General features: G+C 57.5%; 15 protein-coding genes and 1 tRNA gene. 2 read left to right on the top strand and 14 right to left on the bottom strand.

Going from position 1 to position 21,817, the window contains the following annotated elements; genetic code table 11:
• Positions 1-121 precede the first annotated feature (121 nt).
• Genes AC2FH2_RS06845 through AC2FH2_RS06825 form a run of 5 tightly spaced genes read right to left on the bottom strand, consistent with a single transcriptional unit; the run spans position 122 to position 7,067 of the window.
• Positions 122-2,752: a phosphoenolpyruvate carboxylase gene (locus AC2FH2_RS06845; protein ID WP_496823194.1), complete on the bottom strand. Its 2,631-nt coding sequence runs from the start codon at positions 2,750-2,752 to the stop codon at positions 122-124.
• On the bottom strand, positions 2,752-3,723 hold the full coding sequence (locus tag AC2FH2_RS06840; protein ID WP_496823193.1) for a 2-hydroxyacid dehydrogenase: 972 nt from the start codon (positions 3,721-3,723) through the stop codon (positions 2,752-2,754). Before AC2FH2_RS06840 ends, AC2FH2_RS06845 begins: the two co-directional genes overlap by 1 nt.
• The gene (sucD, locus tag AC2FH2_RS06835) at positions 3,723-4,613 is read right to left on the bottom strand and encodes a succinate--CoA ligase subunit alpha (RefSeq protein ID WP_281972634.1); all 891 of its coding nucleotides are present in this window, start codon (positions 4,611-4,613) and stop codon (positions 3,723-3,725) included. Before sucD ends, AC2FH2_RS06840 begins: the two co-directional genes overlap by 1 nt.
• The gene (locus AC2FH2_RS06830) at positions 4,613-5,809 is read right to left on the bottom strand and encodes a malate--CoA ligase subunit beta (RefSeq protein WP_281972633.1); all 1,197 of its coding nucleotides are present in this window, start codon (positions 5,807-5,809) and stop codon (positions 4,613-4,615) included. The genes sucD and AC2FH2_RS06830 overlap by 1 nt, the downstream gene beginning before the upstream one ends.
• Before the next feature lie 16 nt (positions 5,810-5,825).
• The gene (locus tag AC2FH2_RS06825) at positions 5,826-7,067 is read right to left on the bottom strand and encodes a pyridoxal-phosphate-dependent aminotransferase family protein (protein ID WP_281972632.1); all 1,242 of its coding nucleotides are present in this window, start codon (positions 7,065-7,067) and stop codon (positions 5,826-5,828) included.
• 219 nt (positions 7,068-7,286) lie between these two features.
• Between AC2FH2_RS06825 and AC2FH2_RS06820 the strand changes: the two genes are divergently transcribed.
• On the top strand, positions 7,287-7,916 hold the full coding sequence (locus tag AC2FH2_RS06820) for a response regulator transcription factor (protein WP_496689141.1): 630 nt from the start codon (positions 7,287-7,289) through the stop codon (positions 7,914-7,916).
• 822 nt (positions 7,917-8,738) lie between these two features.
• Here AC2FH2_RS06820 and AC2FH2_RS06815 read toward each other — a convergent pair.
• Both AC2FH2_RS06815 and AC2FH2_RS06810 read right to left on the bottom strand, forming a co-directional pair.
• Positions 8,739-10,859 carry a CHASE2 domain-containing protein gene (locus AC2FH2_RS06815; protein WP_496689139.1) on the bottom strand — a complete coding sequence of 707 codons (2,121 nt, stop codon included), beginning with the start codon at positions 10,857-10,859 and terminating at the stop codon, positions 8,739-8,741.
• Positions 10,860-11,040: 181 nt separating this feature from the next.
• Entirely contained in the window at positions 11,041-11,727 is a 687-nt protein-coding gene (locus AC2FH2_RS06810) for a FecR family protein (RefSeq protein WP_281972630.1), read from the bottom strand.
• 600 nt (positions 11,728-12,327) lie between these two features.
• On the opposite strand from AC2FH2_RS06810, the gene AC2FH2_RS06805 reads away from it, so the two are divergent.
• Positions 12,328-12,417 (top strand) — tRNA-Ser (locus tag AC2FH2_RS06805).
• Between the two features lie 387 nt (positions 12,418-12,804).
• On the opposite strand, the gene AC2FH2_RS06800 is transcribed toward AC2FH2_RS06805, so the two are convergent.
• From AC2FH2_RS06800 to AC2FH2_RS06770, 7 genes are read right to left on the bottom strand one after another with little or no spacing between them, the layout of a single operon-like run.
• Positions 12,805-13,707, bottom strand: coding sequence for an FAD:protein FMN transferase (locus AC2FH2_RS06800; RefSeq protein WP_496823192.1), 903 nt, complete (start codon positions 13,705-13,707; stop codon positions 12,805-12,807).
• The gene (locus AC2FH2_RS06795; RefSeq protein WP_142635212.1) at positions 13,704-14,219 is read right to left on the bottom strand and encodes a nitrous oxide reductase accessory protein NosL; all 516 of its coding nucleotides are present in this window, start codon (positions 14,217-14,219) and stop codon (positions 13,704-13,706) included. Before AC2FH2_RS06795 ends, AC2FH2_RS06800 begins: the two co-directional genes overlap by 4 nt.
• Positions 14,216-15,037, bottom strand: coding sequence for an ABC transporter permease (locus AC2FH2_RS06790; protein WP_271948643.1), 822 nt, complete (start codon positions 15,035-15,037; stop codon positions 14,216-14,218). The genes AC2FH2_RS06795 and AC2FH2_RS06790 overlap by 4 nt, the downstream gene beginning before the upstream one ends.
• On the bottom strand, positions 15,034-15,927 hold the full coding sequence (locus tag AC2FH2_RS06785) for an ABC transporter ATP-binding protein (protein ID WP_496823191.1): 894 nt from the start codon (positions 15,925-15,927) through the stop codon (positions 15,034-15,036). The genes AC2FH2_RS06790 and AC2FH2_RS06785 overlap by 4 nt, the downstream gene beginning before the upstream one ends.
• Positions 15,917-17,173, bottom strand: coding sequence for a nitrous oxide reductase family maturation protein NosD (locus AC2FH2_RS06780; RefSeq protein WP_496712346.1), 1,257 nt, complete (start codon positions 17,171-17,173; stop codon positions 15,917-15,919). Before AC2FH2_RS06780 ends, AC2FH2_RS06785 begins: the two co-directional genes overlap by 11 nt.
• Before the next feature lie 3 nt (positions 17,174-17,176).
• Positions 17,177-19,084 (bottom strand): TAT-dependent nitrous-oxide reductase, encoded by a 1,908-nt coding sequence (gene nosZ / locus AC2FH2_RS06775; protein WP_281972625.1) that lies wholly within the window; start codon positions 19,082-19,084, stop codon positions 17,177-17,179.
• Between the two features lie 14 nt (positions 19,085-19,098).
• Complete coding sequence (locus AC2FH2_RS06770) at positions 19,099-21,222, bottom strand: 4Fe-4S binding protein (RefSeq protein ID WP_496823199.1); 2,124 nt, start codon at positions 21,220-21,222, stop codon at positions 19,099-19,101.
• Between the last annotated feature and the right edge of the window lie 595 nt (positions 21,223-21,817).

Below are 21,817 nucleotides of genomic sequence, written 5' to 3'. Positions count from 1 at the left end.
CGCTGACGGCCCAGCTCGGACGTGATCGAGCCGAACAGCTCTGGGTCGCGCTCTGAGAGAGACTGGGTGAAAAAACCTTGAGTGCGTTGCGGGGCGTTCACTTTGAAACCTCCTAAAAGGGTTAGCCGGTCCAGCCAAGGCCAGCGGAAATAGCGTTCATCGATTGCAGCAGGGGAACAGGAACCGATCCTGCCTGAGGCTCGGTTCGAGCTTGTCGCAGCAATTCGACCTGCAGCGCGTGAATGCGGGCCAGTTCTGCCCGTTTGCGATCAAACCGCTCGCACAGGCGAGGGAAACGGTGTCCGATAGTTTGTCCTCCCGTCAGAAATTGCACTGCACTGCAGGCGCTATCGTATTCCGCTTTGATTGACTGAAAGACGATTTGTCGGGTGTTCTCATCGTGCACTAGTTCGCCGTATTGTGCGGCGATGCCCATATCCGCCTGATAGAGCGATTTCTCCATTTCATCGACGGCAAGGCGGAACAGCCGGGAGTGCTGAAACATATCCTGCAGCACTTCATCACCGCGCGCGCCACGAAATTTGCGGAAGCTGGCCATTGCGGCCCCGAAACCATACCAGCCCGTGATCAGGTGGCGGTTCTGCGACCAGGCAAAGACCCATGGAATGGCGCGCAGATCATCCAGACTGGCCGCGCCAAAGCGACGTGCCGGACGAGATCCTATTTTCAGGCGGGCTAATTCCTCGACCGGGCTGGCCTGCTGGAAATAGTCCAGAAAGCCTGGCATCTTCAAAAGCGAGACATAGGCTGTCTGTGACAGTTCCGACAGAGCATCCAACGCGTCGTCGAACTCGGGCCGGGCCAGGGTTTCGCCGGGATTGGCGGTATGACGCAACGTGCTTGAGAGGAGCAGTTCCAGATGGGCCGCGGCTGTTCCGCGGTTGGCGTATCTGGTCGAAACAACTTCGCCCTGTTCAGTTACGCGCAAGCTCCCGGCAATTGTTCCGCTGGGCTGCGCAGCAATCGCCCGCCCAGTGGGAGCGCCGCCCCGACTGACTGAGCCGCCGCGTCCATGGAAAAACGTGACCTTGAAACCTTGCGAAGCCAGTGCCGTCACGATGCGACGTTGGGCGCGCTCCAGCTCCCATGTTGAGCAGAAATACCCGCCATCCTTGCCGCTGTCCGAATACCCCAGCATCACTTCGATTTCATTTCCATCGGTTTTGAGGCTGCGGCGGGCAAGCGGTACTGCCAAAACGTCCAGCAGGATCGCAGGGGCATTGCGAAGATCTGCAATCGTTTCGAATAATGGCACCACCGAGATATCCAGTGTCTCGGACCCGAAACCGGAATAGCGGGCCAGCAGGTACACACCGAGAATATCATCGGCAGACCGGGTCATGGACAGGATAAATGGCCCAATTGCCTTGGGGTCCGGCCCCGAGCGAACACTATGAACAAGCGCTAAGAGCGCCAGCATTTCCTGCGCCTGATCGTTCAGCGCCTCGCGGTTTTGATAGGGCAGGTTTTGATCTGCCAGCTCTGATCGCAGACGGGTAGACCAGTCGGGCGTGCCATATTCCGGTGCATGTCCGGATTGTGACCAAAGTTCCGTCAGAACGTCATTCGTGACGGTTGAATTCTGACGAATATCCAGGGTTGTGGTTCGGAACCCGAAAACCATAGCGGCACGGCACAGCGGACGGATATGCCTCTGTGCCAGGACGTCGGCGTTGACCGCGCATAAAGCCGCATCAAGTGCCCCAAGATCGCTTACGAATTGTGAGATGTGATCATAGCCGCCATCGGTCAGCCGATAGCGAATGGCATTGAGAGCCTGCCGGAACGGTTCGTTTCGATTGCGATCGTCGTCCGGAGTCCGGTCGATAATTTCTTGTACACGTGCACGGTTTGACTCAGGAAGCGGCAATATGAGCGCGCTGATGCTCAACCGGCTTGCAGCTTGATCGATGGCCTGACGATAAAGATCCTGAACCGTTTCACGGCCGCGTTGCAGGGCCAGTGCGGTCATCTCGGTTGTGACATTCGGATTGCCATCCCGGTCGCCGCCAATCCAGCTGTGAAAGCGAATGTTGGGTGTTTTGCCTAGAGTCTGACCCAACACATGCATGCAGGCCTGATCGAACCGATCCATGACCTGCGGGACGGCGTCAAAGATTGCATCCCGGAAGAATTGCAACCCCCACTCGATCTCGTCGCGCAGGCTTGGGCGCGACAGGCGAAGTTCGCCTGTCAGCCACAAAAGATCAATCTCGCCTTCCAGACCATTCAGCAATTCGGTGCGTTCGGTCGGGGTCCATCGTTGCACTTCAAGACTGACAAGATTGCGGTAGATCCGCCGGTGAATTTCCAAAACGGTGACCCGTTTGGCCTCGGTCGGGTGCGCGGTCAGGGTGGGACCGGCGCATAGGTCAGCCGTCAGTTTTTTTGTCTGGCTGTCCGTTAATTGCAGTTCAGACAATACCTCGGCAAACCCGCCTTCGACCGCTTCCGCGCCGCTTAGGGTCTCGGTAAGGCGCCGGTCCCGGACATGGGCGTTTTCATCAATGATGCGTAACAGTTGGAACCAGATCGATAGGGCTTGCAGATACGGCGTTGCCTCGAGCCCTGTAGGGATGGGTTGCAACGGCATGGCCTCGGCCCATGTCGCCACATGCGGCGCCCGCTTCGACAGAATATTCCGCCACAACGCCCGCAGTTCCGAGCGCAATTCCTCGGCATAGCCCGAAGGGTCCGGGGTGGACGGAATATTGCGGGCCAGCGCTTGCATCAGATCACCTGGTCCCGCGGGGTGCGACCTGCGAAAAAGTCGGCCAGATTGTCGAGTACGCGAAAGCCCATGGCCTCGCGCGATTCTTTTGTGGCGCTACCCAGATGGGGTAGCATCACCAGGTTGTCGCATTGCAACAGATCCGGGCTAATGCGAGGTTCGCCATCGAACACGTCCAAAGCAGCCCCACCGATCGTGTCGAACATCAGCGACTGCACAAGCGCGTGCTCATCCACGACCTCACCGCGCGCAGTGTTGATGAGGAAGGCGTTGGGCTTCATCAGATCCATTCTGCGCCCGTTGATCAGGTGCCGGTTTGCGGCCCCACCCGGGCAGTGCAGTGAGACGAAGTCGCAGTGCGGCAGCAGATCGTCCACGGTATCGACCTGAGTTGCGTTGAACTGTTTCAATACCTCGGACGAGACAGTGCTCCGGTTCTGGACAAGAATATTCATGCCGAACCCATGGTGCGCGCGACGGGCCATTTCCTGACCGATGCGGCCAAAACCGATGATGCCCAGAGTCTTGCCGCTGACCTTGGTGCCGACCAGATGGGTCGGGCGCCAGCCGGTCCAGCCGCCCGCGCGCAGCTCACGTTCGCCTTGGCCGGCGCGGCGGGCTACAATCAGCAGCAATGTCATGGCCAGATCAGCCGTGCATTCGGACAGGACATCCGGCGTATTGGTTACGGTCATACCAAGGCTGCGCGCAGCGGGTTCACAGATATGGCTGTAACCAACTCCATAATTGGCGAGGATTTTGGTTTGCGCCGCAGATACGTCCAGCGCCTCGGCGCTGAGCGTGTCGGTGACCGTAGGCAGAACCGCGTCATAACGTTTCAACGCGTCGCGGATCTCGGCCGGGGACAATGGTTTGTCCCCGATGTTGAGTACGGTGTTATAGTTTTCGGCCAGTTGCGCCTCGACGGCGGCGGGCCAGCGACGGGTGACAAGGACCGAAGGTTTGACCATCACGCAGCCTCTCCCATGACGCGGGCGATGGTCTCGCCAATTACCGCAGGGTTTTCAGCAACAGTCACACCCGCCGCCGATAGGATTTCGACCTTTTCCGAGGCGCTTTCGCCAAATGCCGAGATGATCGCCCCGGCATGACCCATGGTCCTGCCTTTGGGTGCGGTCAGACCGGCGACATAGGCCACGACGGGTTTGGTGACGTGGTCTCGGATATACTCGGCCGCCTCGGCTTCCTGAGGGCCGCCGATTTCGCCGATCATGGCGATGACCTCGGTGTCCTCATCCTGTTCGAACCGCTCAAGGATATCGCGGAACGACGAGCCGTTGATCGGGTCGCCACCGATACCAACGCTGGTTGAGACGCCAATACCACGCTCCTTCAGCTGCGCTGCGGCTTCATAGCCCAGCGTGCCCGAACGACCGATGATGCCGACATTGCCCGGCAGGTAAATATGGCCCGGCATAATCCCCAGCAGCGCCTTGCCAGGGCTGATAGTTCCAGCACAGTTCGGGCCGGTCAGCACCATGCGATTGTCCTTGGGATAGCGATACATATAGCGTTTGACGCGGATCATGTCCTGCGCCGGGATGCCGTCGGTTATGCAAACGCAATAACGGATACCGGCATCTGCGGCCTCCATGATCGAATCCGCCGCAAACGGGGGCGGCACGAAGACAAGGCTGGCCTCTGCGCCGGTGGCCGTGACCGCTTGTTTGACAGTGTCGAAGACAGGCACGCCTTCTACGATTTCGCCGCCCTTGCCAGGGACGACACCGCCAACAACATTGGTGCCGTATTCCAACATATCCTTGGTGTGAAAGCGCGCCATACGTCCAGTGATGCCCTGAACAATAACGCGGGTGTCGCGGTCCAGAAGAATGCTCATTACACAGCCCTCATCTTGGTGTTTTGGGTCAAATCGTTTTGCCATGCACCAACGGCGCGTTCGGCAGCTTCCATCAATGTTGTTGCACGAATAATCGGCAGGCCGGACTTGGCGAGTATTTTCTGACCTTCTTCAACATTCGTCCCGGCAAGGCGCACGATGACTGGGATGTCGATATCCAGTTCCTTCAGAGCCTGCACGACGCCTTCGGCAACCCAGTCGCAGCGGTTGATGCCGGCGAATATGTTGACCAGAACCGCTTGGACGTTCTTGTCGGACAGTACCAATCGGAAAGCTTTGGCAACACGTTCTGGTGACGCGCCGCCTCCGATATCGAGGAAGTTTGCAGGCTCTCCCCCGGCCAGCTTGATCGTGTCCATCGTCGCCATGGCCAAACCGGCACCATTCACGATGCAGCCGATATTGCCGTCCAGCCCGACATAAGACAGGCCACGATCCGCTGCGCGGCTTTCACGGGGGTCTTCCTGGCTTTTGTCGCGAAGCTCCGCGACCTGCGGGTGGCGGAACAAGGCGTTGTCGTCAAAGCTCATCTTGGCGTCCAGCGCCAACACTCGATCGTCGCCGGTGATGACGAGCGGATTGATTTCAACCATAGTCGCGTCCAGCTTGTTGAAAGCGGCGTAACACCCTTGGAGGGTGCGGACCATGTTTTGGATCAGACGGGGCTCCAGTCCCAGATTGAAGGCAATCTCGCGCGCCTGAAACTCCTGCAGACCTACCGCAGGTTCGACGATGGAGCGGACAATGCTTTCAGGGCGTTCTGCGGAAATATCCTCGATCTCCATTCCGCCCTCGGACGAGGCGACGATCATCACGCGTTGGCTTGAGCGGTCGAGCACAAAACCCAGATAGATTTCCCGATCGATCGGAACGGCAGATTCGACGTAGACGCGATAGATGCCTTTGCCATCGGGTCCGGTCTGATGCGTCACCAGCTTGCGGCCAAACATCTCCTCACAGGCTGCGTATATTTCGCTTTCCGAATTGCACAGCTTTACGCCCCCAGCTTTGCCGCGGCCACCTGCGTGAACCTGAGCCTTTACAATCCACTTGTCGCCGCCCAGCTCACGTGCACGATAGGCAGCTTGCTCGGGGCTGTAGGCCAAGGCCCCCGAAGGGACTTCGACACCGAAATTCGAAAGAAGTTCTTTCGCCTGATATTCGTGGATATCCATCTGCATTTCCTCCCGTTTATGCAGCGATAGATGTGCCGTAGCGGCTTTCCAGAAGCGCTTCGATCGCTTCGAGATTCACCGAACCACCCATCTCGCGGATTGCTTCGGCAAACAAATGCACGATGCGGCCGATCGACTGATGATTCAGTTGGTTCAGGATGCCGATGCGGACCTGAACAGGTGCGCTGAGGGTTGGCCAGATGCCAAAGCCCCGGGCCCGGCAATTCTGCACCAGCTCCATTTCGCGGCCTGCAAGTTCAGCGGGCAGGTTCAGCACCACAAGGCTGGACATGTCCGAGGTGACCTCGCAGCCCATCGCAATGACGGCATCGCGCAGCACGGCCTCGTGCGTTTTGTAGGCATGCGCGCGCTTCGCTAGCCCCTCCTGCAGGGTCAGGCGTAACGATTCATGAAAGGCCGCGACAGCATAGCCCGAATGTGTTCGGTGATATGTGCCTTTTTCAACATCCTGGCCATCGACGATGCCCCAGTGGCGGGCCTCGAAAATGGGATTGTGAACATAGCTGTAGGCACCCGTTGCTTTCAGGCTGTCGATATATGCGTCGGTAAAACTGACGGGAGCATAGGTAAGCGGCAAGCAGCACAGGCCCTTTTGCGGACAAGAGGCCCAGCCCGCGATGCCCGGATAATCATCAACCCGGAAATCTTCGACACCCAAAGACGAAACGGCGTCGATCAGACCCATTGCACCATGGTGCTCGCAGGCATCCGAGAAACCGCGCAAATCATTGATGCGTCCTGATCCCGTTTCCCAATGTGCCATAAACGCCCATTTGGGCTTGTGTTCAGCCAGTGCGGCTTCGACCATGTCACCGGTCACCGACTGACCATGCGGCACGTCGATGATCGTGACACTGGCGGCCTGCGGATCCAAGGGGTTGGCAGCATGTTCGTCCGGTGTCGCTGCCTTGATCCGAAGGGTCAGTGTATCGATGCCCGAAAAGGTCCCGTTGTTGAACGCAACAACCTTGTCACCGGGCATGACAGCCGAGAACATGGTGTCCAAAGCGCTCCAACCAGTGCCTGCGACCGCAAAGGTGTATATGTTCGTGGTGCCCCAGATTTCGCGCAGCATGTGCTTGCATTCGATCATGCCGCGCAAAACGTCGCCCTGCATGTGATCCGCAACTCCGGCGCTGGAAAAGGCTTGTAGAACGCGCGCGTCTGTATTGCCCGGCCCGGGGCCTGCGGCCAGCGTCTCGGGGATTTCGAGCGTTGGATAAATCTGGAAAGTCATTGCGATCCTCCTTGATCGTTGGGGTGGTCAACCACGCCCAGACATCTCGTTGTGGATCAGGAAAGCCTTGCTTGCGTCATCGCGCAACGTAACTTACTACTGCTTTAGGACTTCTAATGGGATGGGGAAAAACCTATCCGTATTGGCAAGAATACCGAAGTATACCAAGTTTTGACCTATACGAATGGGTAGTTTCTTGAGGATTTGGATGTAAAATCAATGACAGAGCCTTCACAACTACCGATTGACGTCATGCTTGCCGACAACAATCCGCTGGTCTTATCGGCCATGTCGGAGATTTTTGAACGTGATCCGCGATTCTCTTTGGTTGCCACATCGGCGACAGCTGAAGGGTTCCTGGGCGCGGTCATGAGAGTTCCGGTCCAGGTGTGTGTGATTTCCTGGAGCTTGCCTGTTCTTGGCGCGGCCAAATTGATCGAGGTTTTGCGAGAACAGGAAGGCGCGCCCCGTTTTGTCATTTACGGCGATGATGTCGGAGATGTTCCGCGCCTTGCAATGCAGGCAGGAGCTGCGGGGTTCTCATCCCGGTCTGGTGAAGTTGAAGCGTTGCTGGAAACCTGCGCGGACGTGGCTGCTGGCAAGATGGTGTTTCCGTTCATCGATGTCCGCCAGATGCAACAGAATCCGATCCACAGCCTGTCGCGGAAAGAGCGCGCGATTCTGGAAGCTCTAGCCAAGGGCATGTCCAACCGCGAGTTGTCCAAAGAGCTTCAGATATCGACCAATACCGTGAAATTTCACCTGTCAAACATTTACGAAAAACTATCGGTTAAGAATAGGACGCAGGCCATCGCGTATTACTATTCGTCTAATGCGGCCTCACATTAGATAGATTTGCCCAAATGCTCCAATGGTGTGGTCATTCTGTTGGTCGCGTGATCGGCCTTTCTTAGGAACCCGTGGGGAATTGGGTGGCGGTTTCGTGAAAGCTCTGATCGACGGCGACGGTCGCAATGCAAACCTGAACCTGTTCTTCGATAGCTCTGCGCGCGAAAGAGGTCACGGCTGTGTCCGACGCGAAGGCATCGTAGATTACAGTTGGTTGAGCTTCGAAACTATATCGAGTTGGAAACAGAAACACGTCAATCTCATCATATAATTGCTGCTTTTTTTCGCCATATAGCGGGCTGTCCCATCTGATCTCGTCTTTGGCGACGGCGGCTTTGATCGAGGTCAGGTCTTGCTCCAGTGGGCCGGTCCGGCCAGGATCATTTCGACTTCAACCCCGAGAGAGTGCAGAGATCCGGCTGTTTCAAGAAAATCGTACAGCCCTTACTCGCGGGACAGGTTGCTTAGAAGCCCGACCCCGCAAATGCCCAGGAGACCGCAGGCTGGTCTGTGTTTGGGGGCGAAAAACGCGTTTTCGGCGACGTGCCATTTTTGATTGCTTCGGTAAGCGTGTGGGCGCCAAACAAGGTCAGAATAGTCGGAACATAGGCCATAATGGCGTCTGTTTCACGATGAGCACCCAACATGGTCAGCTCGGTGCAGTAAGGTGCTGATCCAGTTTCTTCAGGCCAGAAGTAAGGAGCCAAGTTCAGGATGGATGATTTGGCTTTAGCAATATGGTTCCCCAACTTCCGCGCCTGCTTCAGGGCGGTTCTATGGGGTTCACATGCTCGCTTAAAAGTTGCAATGGCTCTGGGCCCGCTAGGCCAGATTTTGTCCTTCACGGGCGTGATGACTGAACAACAGCTTGTTTGATTGGACATCGGACAGAAAATCCGCAGTGCGCCCAGACAGCGCGCGATAAAAGGACAGAAGACCGGGTTCGATTTCTTTGGCAATGTCGATGCAGTTTTGGCGCAGCTCATCGGTGCGCTCCAGCGGTTCACGCGCACGTATGGCCGACAAAAGTTGAGCATGCGCATCGCGTAAGTTCTGGAATGCCTCGCTGTCGAGCATGTCCTGATCGCCAATCAATATGTAAACGGGCTCCAGGTTCTTTTTTCCTTTCAGGTCCACAAACCCAGCTTCCAACATCGCCAACTCTTGTTTGCCTAGAATGTAAACTGAATTCGAAACCAGGATGTCATAGTCGACATGTCGGCAGCTTTGTTCGATCCTGGCGGCGACGTTCACCACATCTCCGATCACAGTATAATTGAACCGCCGCCGCGACCCGATATTGCCCACACAGGCCTGTCCTGTCGCGCAGCCAGTGGCCAGCGCAATGGGTGGCCGTTCGCGCATGATTTCGGACCTATTGAACTGTGCCAATGCACCGCGCATCATCAAGGCTGCCCGTGCAGCGCGACAGGGATGATTTTCGACCGGAAGCGGAGCGTTCCAGAACGCCATGACTGCGTCGCCGATGAATTTGTCGATTGTGCCTCGCTCGTGCAAAATCTGATCTCCGACCTGTGAAAACAGCTCATTCAGAATGGCGACGAGCTCCGTGGCCGAAACCGACTCGGATAACGGGGTAAATCCACGGATGTCGGCGAACATGACGGTGATCTCTTGTGTTTCTCCACCAAGGACCAACTGATGGTCCGAGCCTTCCATTTCATCCAAAATTTCAGGAGCGACATAGTGAGAAAAAATCTTTCGGATCGCTCTTTTCTCGCGCTCGGTCGAAATGAATAGATATCCGGCCAACAGCCCGAAATTCGCCATCCCACCAGCAAGTGGGAAGGTTGCATCAAATAATACGAGTTGATTTTGAAAGGCCATCCAGCTGATCAGCACAACTACGGCTGCAGATACGCCACCCGCAATGAAGGATGCGACCGCACCAAAGCTGGACATGACGGCGACGACCACTAACCCCAGTAAGACGAATGAGACCAACTCAAGCGCAGCGGTCACATCGGATCGGCTGAGCATTTCGCCCGTTAGGACCTGTTCAAGTAACTGCGCGTGGATCGAGACGCCGGGCACGGATTCTCCGAGCGAGGTCTGGTGCATATCAAACAGACCCGCCGCAGAGGTGCCAACAAGAATAATCTGGTTTTCGATCCGGGACCGCAGCGCAGGATCATCCGGATTCGTCATAACGTCATTGGCAGAAACATACAGTTCAGGCCGGTCTCGCCTGTACCGGATCCAGACTTCGCCGTTCTGAGTTGTTGGCAATCGAAAATCGCCCAGTTCAAGCGCCAGCATGACACCGGATTCATCGGACGCGCCCTCGGCGAAAAGGACTGTTTCCCCCAAGGCCACCCGAAGGGCCTCAATTCCCAGGCTTGGCAGGGCGCCATCCGGTCCCCCCCAAAGTACCGGGACCCGGCGGACCACACCGGTCCCACCAAGTGGTGAGACATTCACGCCCCCAATGCCTGTTGCATCTGAATAAAGTGGCGGAGCAGGAGGAGTCCAATGCGGAACCTGGACGAGTCCTGAGGTCGGAGACTCACCGATCTCGATGATCCCCGCCTTGGATATGACGGGCTGACCATCATCGGCCACACGGGCCGCTACACCCAGAACAACCGGCCATTTGGCGATTTCGGCTCCGAAAAAAACATCGTTGTCCAGGTTTTGGGCGTCTTCATCGACCGAGAGCACCTCGGCCAACGCAGGGTCTTCCAATAATCGAGCAGGCGAATAGCGGTCGGGTTCGACAAACAGCATGTCAAAAGCGATGACCGCAGCGCCATTTTGGCCGAGGTTTTCAACCATCTGAGCCATGAGATTGCGCGGCCACGGCCATTGCCCCCAGTTGGCTAGTGACTGTTCGTCTATGTCGACAACACGGATAGGCAGGTCGGGGGTGTAATCGCGTGGGGCCATCCGCTGAAGGATGTCGAAATATATTAGCCGAGTCATGCGCACGGGAAACGGATCTATGACCCTGACAAAGCATCCAAACAGGATCAGGCACAAACCCACAAGGCGAAAACCCCTGCGGCGAGTGCTCCGTTCTTTCGACTTAACCGTCACGGTTGCCTCCGAAGACAGTGGTCGCTTTCACTGCCCGACATTACCGATTACCCATATCAGCCGATGCTCAGTTAACAGGTCTATTCGGTTTCGTATCCGGCGCTGCACCGCCTTCTATACTGGGCGCCTCAACGGGTGCAGATGCTACCGAAGCCTTCACCGCTTGCCGCTGCGGGGGCGCTGGGCGGGGCTCGGGAGCGTCGGATTTTTCGATGGGCTGCACTGGTGCTGATTCTCCGGCGCAGCCTTCGATATTCACGCGCAGCGGACTCAAAAGCCGTTCCTGTGACTGAATGAACGGAAATCCATTTTTCACTGCTTCGTCGTACTGTGCCTGATCGGCCGGGCGGCCCACCTTGCCTTTTTGACTGGTGGCAAACAGGCTGCATTGACGTCCAGTTGATCTGCAGCCGCCTTTCAGGCCGCACATCTGCACGGTGCCTTCCAGCACCAGCATCGAGCTTTGGGTGCCAGGCACAACCCACATGTCGAATATGGTCCCACGCACAGCCATTGTCGCTGTGGGGGTCTGGATGGAATAGGCACGTTTTCTGCTGTTGCCCGAGATGAAACGAAAGCTTCCACCCAAGGCCTGAACGGCAAAATTCTTGGCCTTCTTCTTGTTTCGCAACATGGTCACATCCAGCGCCATCTTTGCATTAGGCCCTATCGCGATCTTCGTTTCGTCAACAAAGATCAGCTGAACTACCCCTCTGCTGTCTGTGGATATGGAATCACCCGAGGCAACTTCCATGCCTTCAAGCAGTGGCCGGGAATTCCCGGCTCGGGTAATTTCTGCGCCTTGTTTGACGCTTACGACAGTACCAATGTTGGCCAGGATCTGCGACGGCAGTATCAAAACACAACAGGAAACACACAACACTCTTAACCAGACCAAACTAATTATCCCTTCCCCAAGGTTATTCCAGAGCGCAATGCGCCCGCTGCCCGGTCTGTGCCTCGTGGAATTTATTTCTTTGTATTATTTGTAAAAAATCTAAGCAAATATGCCTTAATGCCTATGTGTTTGGCAAGTTTTCTATGAAGCTGGAGAAAATTCCCACCTAATTGGGCTGACCCGGAGCTTCGGAAACTCTCTGTTTGTACATTGCCGGTGTTTCGGACAGGGCCCTTTTCAAATCAGTGTTTCGTTGGGCCGTCGCTCGCTTTCCCAGCCGACGTCTCTTGGGTCTGATCGCCTTATGGAAGGCCCGGCAGACACGCATTGCGGGTGACGTTTCGCGGCTGCCTTTGATCAAGCCCGAAAGCCATAGACATCATGGATTTGACTTTTTGAAGATTTTTTCACGAGGTCCCTTGTATTTCTTGGCGCTTATCGAATACACCGGCCAGCGGAGACGTGGCCGAGTGGTCGAAGGCGCTCCCCTGCTAAGGGAGTAGGCCCGGAAGGGTCTCGAGGGTTCGAATCCCTTCGTCTCCGCCACCAAATCTTCATATGATGTTTTTTGTGATGGCTTACACGTTTTGAAGGCTTTACCCGCCACATCCGCCAAGAAATAACGTGATCGGAAGGTCGGGTGTTCCGTTTCCAGCACTCAATGACCCGGCCCTTCGAAATCCTCGCGGGACGCGGTAGGTTCGAAGCTTGCTCTCGTGATCGACCATTGGTGCCTGGATTGTCGGCAAATCCGCTAAAACCACCGAAATCGGTACCGTTGGTGTTGCAAGAGCCGGCACTACCGGGGTGTTTCTGAATTCGGATGACTGTTCGGTATGAGGCTGCTGGCGCTCGAAAGGTTGACCACCGGTAAAGTTGATTCAGCGGACAGGTCCAATTTGCCGATTTGACTGCCTTGGAACAGACTGCGGATTATCCGCTCAACTCCAAACTGGCCAATGGAAAACTCTGCAGAATTCTACCGGTCCATTCCTTTGGGACGGCGCAAAGAGCTGTGGACAGACCGTCAGCTAAGGCTGCATTGGGTGCGGAAACGGAAACAGTGTGGTTGCTTGGGCTTGGGCCGAATGGGTTCAGGATATGGCCGTGGTCGCCCGGCAAGAGCGTGCCTGCAACCGATGATGTGGCTACTGAGCGTTCTCGCAAAGTGATCTTCTTGAGGACTTGATTATTGTGACCAGCAAGGCCGACCCGCCAGTCTTGCCCGTCACCTCGCTGACCCATTGCCGCGATTTCTCCCATGTTAACCAGAACATCGCGTAAGCCAAAGGACCGTAACAGCGCCGCAATGCGATCGGTGATTGCGCCTTGTGCGATACCGTTCAATGTCAAGGCTGAGACACCGGGCTCCGGCAGCTGGATCGCATCAGCGTCATATCGGACTCGGTGCCAGCCGACAGTTTCTTGGGCGGCAGTCAATTCAGATGCGCTGGCGCGCGCGGCCATCGCCCTCCAGACGGGTTGTATTGTGGGGTCAAAAGCCCCGTCTGATGCACTGTGAAGGGTCGAACACAGGCTCAGTACATTCAACAGTTCGGGGGCTGGTTGCTGCAGCAATCCGCTTCGGTTCAGCTCTGAAATCTGTGATCGCGATCGGTACAGACTAAAGATATCTTCCAGCCGGTTCAGTTCAACCTCGATTGATGACAGCAGGGGCGCCGCCTCTGCCTCAGAAAGGCCAACAAGGTCAAGGCTGGCCCTGGCCCCCAGCGCGATGCCACGCCAATGCGCGACTGGTGCGCCAGATGCGACCGCCGGTAGCGCGGCGCATGCCGCAGACATGATCAGAAAACGACGTCGGGACAAACGGCTCATGCTGGTGTCTCCAGTTTCAGGTCCAGATCGACGGGGCCAAGCACTTCGGCGTCGGGTATGTCAGTCAGGGGCAAAGCGGACCCTCCGTACAGGATGATGAAGCTGTCCGCATCGGTCGGGTCGGCAAAGGGCACGACCTCGCGCGCGCCCATGCCGCCGGCGACATTGGCCCCGACGACGAAAGTCGCACCTTCGGCATTGATCCAGTTGGATTGACCTGGTTGATGCCAGCTTGGGGCGGTTCCCATATCGCTGACATAGATTGCAACAATGGCTGCCTCGCGTTCGGGGCTTTTGAGATAGGCAACCATGTCGCGAACCTGCGCAAAAAACAGTGGTGTGGGATAGCCGTCGAGGTGAATCTGTCCTTTGGGACCACCATGTTCAGCAATATTCATCTGGCAAAAAAAGCTGAGTGCGTCTGGCGTCAGATCGACCGGGTCAGGCGCGGCAATCTGTTCTTCCTTACAGGCGGTCAGGGCGAGTAGAGCAATCAGGAAAAGACGCTTCATGGCTCGACCCTTCGGAACGCGAGCCGGGCAAGTGCAAGGCCTAGCAGGGGCCAGATCAGCAAAGACAACGGGGCGGCCCAGACGGGCAGAGCCTGCGCTGCGCCGGTCATGCCGGATGCCATCGCGACGCCCTCGGTCGCGGCGATATTCCACAGACGGAAAGCGTCGGCCGGGTTGGCCACCATCACCCATGGAAAGACGGATTGAGTGAAGGTGCCGCCCTTGTCCATGACGACGGCCCCCAACAGGCCCAGATCATAGAGGACGACAAAAACCAGCCAGAGCCCGGCCGACAGACCTGCTGCCGCCGTGGCCCCCTTTGCCAGGGCGGACAGCAAGTATCCCAGTGCGAGAAACACGGCGCCCAGCACGATCGAAGTGAGGATAAGACGGACCAGAGCCAACAGGCTTTCTGGACCGGCGCCACCGAACCATGCTGCCACCGCGCCAGCCGTGCCAAAACCGATGGTCATCGCAAAGGCAAGCGCCGACAAATGGGCGGTGAATTTTCCCAACAGGATTTCTCCGCGCCCGGCGGGATAGGACAAGAGCAGCGATAAGCTGCCCCGATCCACATCGCCTGCGATGGCGTCAAAGGCAATCATCAATGCCAGTAGGGGGGCAAGATAGACCGACAGCGTCGTCATCGAGGCAACCGAGACAGTCAGCATATCAACGCCAAGCGTGCCTGTGGGTGCACTGCCTGCAAAGGTAAGTGCCAGCGCGAATAACACCATGATCAGTGTTGCCATCAGCAGCCAGCGGTTGCGGCGCAGGATCAACATTTCAGTGCGGGTGATGGCGAGGAAGCGGGTCATGGCCTCTTCTCCTGTGCATAGTAGCGATAGAGATCTTCCAGCTTGGGAGGTGTCATTTCCACATCTGCCACCGCATCGCCCAATCTGGCGATCCGGCGCAGGGCCTCCATCTTGTCGTCGACGGTGCAGAGCAACTCAACGGACGCGCCATTGATCCGGCTGCCGCCCAGTTTGGCGGCCAAGGCGTCAGGGTTAGAGCTGGCGCGCACCTTCAGGCGGATTGGCAGACCCGCCAGCGCCGAAAGGTTGTTTAACGTGTCATCGGCCACCATCCGGCCCCCGCGCATGATTGCGATCCGGTCTGTGCGGGCCTCGACCTCAGTCAGGGCATGCGATGCGATCAGGACGGCGGTGCCTTTTGCGGCCAGTTCGTCAATGATGGCGTACAGATCCTGCCGAGAAATCGGGTCCAGTCCGCTCGTCGGCTCGTCCAGCAATGCCACTTTCGGCTGGCCCAGCAGCACTTGCGCCAATCCCAGACGTTGCCGCATCCCCTTGGAGTAGGTCCCGATCCGTCGGTCCAGTGCGTCGCTGAGGCCGACGCGATCCAGCAAACCGGGCACATCGGCCTTGGACCCCGAGAGCTGCGCGAAAAGAGTCAGCTGTTCCCGGCCCGTAAGCGCCGGGTGGAAGGACACCGCCTCGGGCAAGTACGCCGTATCCCGCCGCGCCTGTGCGCTGCCGGGTGTGGCGTCTCCGATTCGAATGGCTCCGCCCTCAATCGGGATCAGGCCAAGGATTGATTTGATCAGTGTCGACTTGCCCGCGCCGTTATGGCCCAGCAGCGCCACGCGCTGACCGGGGGCAAGGGACAGGGTGATATCGTCAAGAACGCGGGTTTTGCCTCGGTCCTTACAGACGTTGTTTATCGTCAGGGCCTTATCCGTCATGAGGCACCTTTTTCATAGCTGAGGGTTCAGGGGCTCGCATCAATGGATTGCTGTCCATCACACCCCCCGGCAATAGTGCCGGGAAGGCTGATTGCGACCAGCGCACCAGCTGCACGGCAGGGGAGCCGAGCAGCAGCTTGGCTGCGGGTTGGGTCCACAGCACATGGTCCATCGAGTCATTGGGGCGATAAGGGGCATCAGCGACGCCGTTGCCATCCACATCATAGGCGGCGAAATCGGACCAGTAATTGCCGCGCCCGTCTTCAGACCACTCGACCCACTTGGTCGAAACGTATTTCACCTGAGTCCGGTTTCCGACAAAGGCGTTGCCGACGATACGGTTACGTTCTGACCCAGCAGTGAAGTGAATGCCGATGCCGCAACCCTCGAACCAGTTGTCGGTGAATTCGTTCTTGTTCGAGTTATACAGGAAGGTGCATTTCTCCTTTGCACCCTTAACGACGTTCCCGGAAATCACGCTCTTGTTGGCGTAGTTCAGCATCACACCATGTTCGCGATCATCAATCGACACATTGCCGGTGACTTTGACATTGGTCGTGAACATCACCGCATAGCCCAGATCATTGCCGATCGAGACGTTATCGCTGACCACCGAGTCGTCGGCATACATGTAGTGCACCGCGAACCGCAGGTCGCGGAACAGGTTTCCAGTAAAGGTGTTCTTCTTGGACGAGTTCACAAAGATCCCATCGCGCCCGTACCGGATATCATTGCCTTCGACCCGCGCACCCGGTGCGTTCCAGACATAGACGCCGTTGCCGCGGTCATTCATCCGCTTGTCCTGACGCCCTTCGATCCGGTTGCCGCGCACGACGCTGTCCTTGGCGCCGTGGATGTCGATGCCATAGAGATTGCCCAGCAACACATTGCCTTCGATCACCGGCGCATGGGCCGTTTTGACCAGCTGAATGCCACTGTCGATCCCATCATGGCTCGAGCCCGAACCAATCACTGTCAGACCGCGTACGGTCACGCCCGGTCCGGTCACGGTGATGACGCTGCCGACGCCTTGTCCGTCAATGGCGGCCTGCCCCTGCCCGTCAATAATGACGGGCCGGTCCAGAACCAATGTCTCAGAGTAGACACCGGGGCTCAGGCGAAGGGTGTCTCCATCCGCCGCCTGCGCCAGTGTTTCATTGATGGCCCCCGCCCGGTTGGGCACATCCCAATCCGCCGCCCAAAGGGGCGAGCCGAGCAGGAGCGGTATGAGCAGGGGCCAACGCATGGGTTATGCTCCCTGCGGCTCGACCAGCATCCGGCCGCGCATTTCCATGTGCAGCGCGTGGCAGAACCACTGGCAATAGAACCAGTGCACGCCCGGACGGTCGGCGGTGAAGGTGACCGAAGCGGTCGCCATCGGTGCCACTTCCATCGCGATGCCGTAGTTGCCCAGGCAGAAGCCGTGGGTCACATCGTCCACGTCATCCAGGTTGGTGATGTAAACCGTCACCTCATCACCCTGTTTGACGGTGAACTTCTCAAGGCTGAAGGTCGGGGCCTGCGAAGTCATGTAGACCCGCACCTTGTTGCCGTCCCGGATTGGTTCTTCGGCGCCGTCTTCCAGATCGATGCCATCGGCCTCAGCCTGTTTGCGGGCGTCCTCCCAGGTGATGTCGTTACGGTCCCAGACGTTGACCGGGTTGACGATGTCAGCGCGCACCATGATCGAGTCATGCGGCTCGGCAAAGGTCGGCCCGTCGTGAACCACCTTCATCTCGTTGGTTGAGATATCGATCAGCTGCTCGTTCTCAGGCTTAAGTGGACCCGTGTTCAAGAACCTGTCTTTCGAGAACTTGTTCATCGAAATCAGCCACTTGCCATCAGCCTCCTTGGTTTCACCCATGGTGGTCGAGTTATGGCCCGGCTGATAATGCACATCGACTTTCGAGATGATCGGGTCAACATCGGCGCCGCCGTAAGCCTCGATTGCCTTGTCGAGGTTCCACTTCACGATCTGACTGTCCAGGAATAGCGTGGTAAACGCGTTGCCCTGGCCGTCATAAGCAGTGTGAAGCGGGCCAAGACCCAGCTGCGGCTCACCCACGATGCAGGACCGTGGATCGGCATCACTTTCGAACAGAGCGTCCAGTTTGGTGACGTCCATGATCGATACGGTCGGCGACAGTTTACCATTGATGCAGACATGCTTGCCGTCAGGCGCAGTGTTGATGCCGTGCGGCGAGTTCGGGATCGGGATGTAACGGGTGTATTTCTTGTTCTGACCCTTACGGCCGTCCAGAACTTTGACGCCTTTCAGTTCCTGATAGTCGCCCGCCTCAATACCCGCTTCGATTTCCGCGAGGTTGAAGACAACAACATGGTCCATCTCGTTCTCGGTCATCTCGGCCAGGTTCATCCCCATTTCCGAGTTGTACGAGGTCGAATAGGCGTATTTGCCCTGATAGTCGCAGTCAGTGTTATCGAGGTTGCCCGACACGATCACCTGCCATGCCACTTCCATGGTGTCGCCGTCCAGCGCGGTGAAGATGTTCACGTATTGCGACGGATCGTCCAGCACAGTGCCGTCATTGACCAATGGAGTTTCATCTTCGCCATTGGCAAAGACATAACCAGTGCGCGGGAATTTCTGCGGACGCAGACCGTGGATCGCCTTGGCGTTCGGGATTTCGGTGATCTTGTCGCATTTCATCACGTCGCAACGTACGCGGGCGACGCGGGTGTTGGCCTTGTCGTTCATGAACAGGTAACGGCCATCATATGTGCCGTCGGTGAACGACATATGCGGGTGGTGCAGGTCACCGTTATCGTAGGTTTTCATGCCGCGCTTGGCGAGGAATTCCTTGGTTTCAGGCAGCAGGCCATCGGTCATGATCTTCAGCGATTCATTGGTCTGACCCCAACCGGTGGCCGAACAGCGGTTGAATACCGGCACCCGCATCAGCTCGCGCATGGACGGGAAGCCCAGAATGCGCAGCTCACCGGTCTGACCCGAGGACCAGAAACCGTAGTATTCGTCCAACTCACCAGGTTCGAGATTGGCATTGGCCGCGGCGCTGGCCTGTTTTGCGGTCATCAGGGTTGATCCCAGACCGGTTCCGGCTAGCACGGCGCCAGTGGCGGTCGCCCCCAGCATACCGCGGCGTGTGACGGTTAGTTTGTTGTCATGTTCCGACATGATCGTTCCTCCTTTTAGGAAACGGTTTTCGGTTTGGCGTTTGGATGGTTCGCCGGTGGTTGTCCGAGTGGGGTCTTGAGATCGACCGACCCTGTCTTGGCCCGCCGTTTCAGTTGGCGGATAACGACGGGACATTTGTCCTCGGACTGGTAGAGCACCTGACAATGCAGGCAGGTGACGCACTCGTTCGGATTGATCTCACCTGTGGGGTGGATCGCCTGAACGGGGCATTCATTGGCACAGGTCTGACAGGGGGTGCCGCAGTCCTTGTAACGGCGTAGCCAGTCGAACATGCGCATGCGGGCCGGGATCGCCAGTGCTCCGCCCAACGGGCAGAGATAGCGGCAGTAGAACCGCTCAACGAACAGGCCGATCCCCAACAGGGTCAGCGCAAAAACCACAAACGGCCAGTCGCGCATGAATTTCAGAATGATCGCGGTCTTGAAAGGCTCGATCTCGGCATACTTCTCGGCCAGCGGGATGGAGACAAAGCTGAGGCCGAAGAGACCCAAGAAGATCATGTATTTCGCGGGCCACAGCCGTTCATTCAGGCCCCAGGGCAGGGTCCATTGCGGCACGCGAAAAGCCCGCGCGATCTTGTTGGTCAGTTCTTGCAGCGCGCCAAACGGGCACAGCCAGCCGCAATAGGCACCGCGTCCCCAGAACAACAGGGCGGCTGCCACGGCGAACCATTGGATGAACACCAGCGGGTCCAGTAGGAAGGCATCCCATGAGAAACCCGTGCGCAAACTGCCCGCCAGCGCCATCAGGTTCACCACGCTCAACTGGGCATTCGCGTACCAGCCGATGAAGAACAGGGTCATTGTCAGATAGCCGATGCGGAACCAGTAAAAGACCCGCGCGTTCATCGTGGCATGGAACTGGAAAAAGAAGGTCGCCGTCAGTATCAGCAGCATGACGCCCAGACCGGCAATCTCGACTGTGCGATCCTTCCAGATACGTTTCCAAAGAGCGGCTTTGGCGGCGGCTTCACCTGTGGCGTCATCCACAACGGTGGGGGCTACGACTGGCAACAGGTACTGCTCAGGCAGTTTGTAGCCCAAATCGAAGGTCAGGAACGTCTTTTCAACCGCACCGACGGCGCGTTGCACCAACAGTTGCAGGCGGAAGGGTTCGGCCGGATCAAACTCTGCCTCAGCGGGGATTTTGAAGATATCCAACTCGGTGAAACTGGGCGCATCGGCGGCCGCAACTCTGCCCAGACGCTCTTGCTGTTTATCAAAGAAGCGTACCGAATTATCACCTTGAATCAGCTGAATACGGTCGAAAATCCCGCCACGTACATAGCCTGACCCCTTGAAGCTATAGGCGCCACGACCCAGCACCAGGATGGCTTGCTCGCCCTCGCCCAGCCACTCGGTCAGGTTTTGATACTCGGCCTCGCCCAGCAGTGACTTGCCGATCGACGGGACCGAAACCAACGCCAGATGCATGTCGATGAAGGTGTCGTCGGGCGCGCCCCGTTCACGGCGCCTGATGGCGCGCTGGTCGCCGGTGGCCTCGAACGCAGCGTTGACCTGACCGACATCCAGTGTCAGGCGTCGGACCGAGCCGTCACCCGAAAGCGTTGTCCAGTCATAAGTGGCGTCTTGTGCCATATCGACTTCGCGCTTTGGCCCGTCGGCCTGCAGCGGTGACAAGCCACCCAACCCCAACGCCCGCGCTACCTTGATGCCGCCACGCACGAGACTGTCGTCGATCACCATGATTGTGACAGTCGCGCCCGAGATAATGTCGAGGTCATGGCCCTCACCGCCTGTTTCAGCCTCAACCCTAAGGTCCAGGCCGGCGTAGCCTTCGGTCAGTTCGACCATGCGTGCGTTCGGAATCCCGATCAGTACGATGGGTTCCGAATGCTTGACCAGCTTAACGCCAGTAAGCACCGCATCATTGTCGATCGCTGCAACGACGTGAATGGGTTTGCCGGAATAGCCTGTGGTGCCCACGAAATCCGAGGTCAGAAAGGCCCAGGCAATCGTTTTGCCCCCTTTCAGGATAGGCGCAACCGGAATGTCTTTTCTGATCGGGCCAAATGCCTTGGCGCCGGGGATCAGGTCCGCGGGCTCAAGTTCTGGCAAAAAGCTGGCAAGGCTGTCGGCATGTGCGCTGATCGCCATCAGGCAGGACAGAAAAAAGGCCAACAGGAAATGGGTTGCGCGACTTACGACCACGGCGCACCTCCGATGATTGGGATGGATGCCATGGACGCGCGCGGGGCGCGTTGGGTTTTAAATTCTGGTGCAGGGGGAGGACCCCGGGTTTCTGGCCACAGCCGGTCAGAGCCATTTAGCTCGAAGGACCTGTTGTTTTGGCAAGATAAGAATTGAACCCTTCCCCGTAGCGTCACTTCCAGCGGCATGGGCAGAGGTGCGGCACCGGTCACGGCGCACAGCGCGCAATCGGCGCATTTGGGGCAAGGTGCGGTCGGGTCTGCATCGCCTTTTTCAAGATCAACCTCGACCCAGACCGCGCCGCCCTCCGAGCAGATCTCAACCCACATGCTTTGCCCGGGACTCGCCAGCGCCGGGCTAAGCAGCTGCAAAAGCAGAAGGATTATACCTGCCACCGCACAAGCTGCGCGGGACGCGCAAACAGCTGAAATGTGCAAAGGATTTTGGGCGGGCATGGAGAATCCAACTCGGTGATCTTTCCCAAGTCCTAAGAGATTCCCGAAAGCAGATACTTGACTTCGGTTAGGCCTTTGGAGAATCC

The organism is Ruegeria sp. YTSA105 (assembly GCF_059610225.1).
Note: the sequence above shows the minus strand (reverse complement) of the source record. Positions and strands in the feature narration are given on the sequence as shown.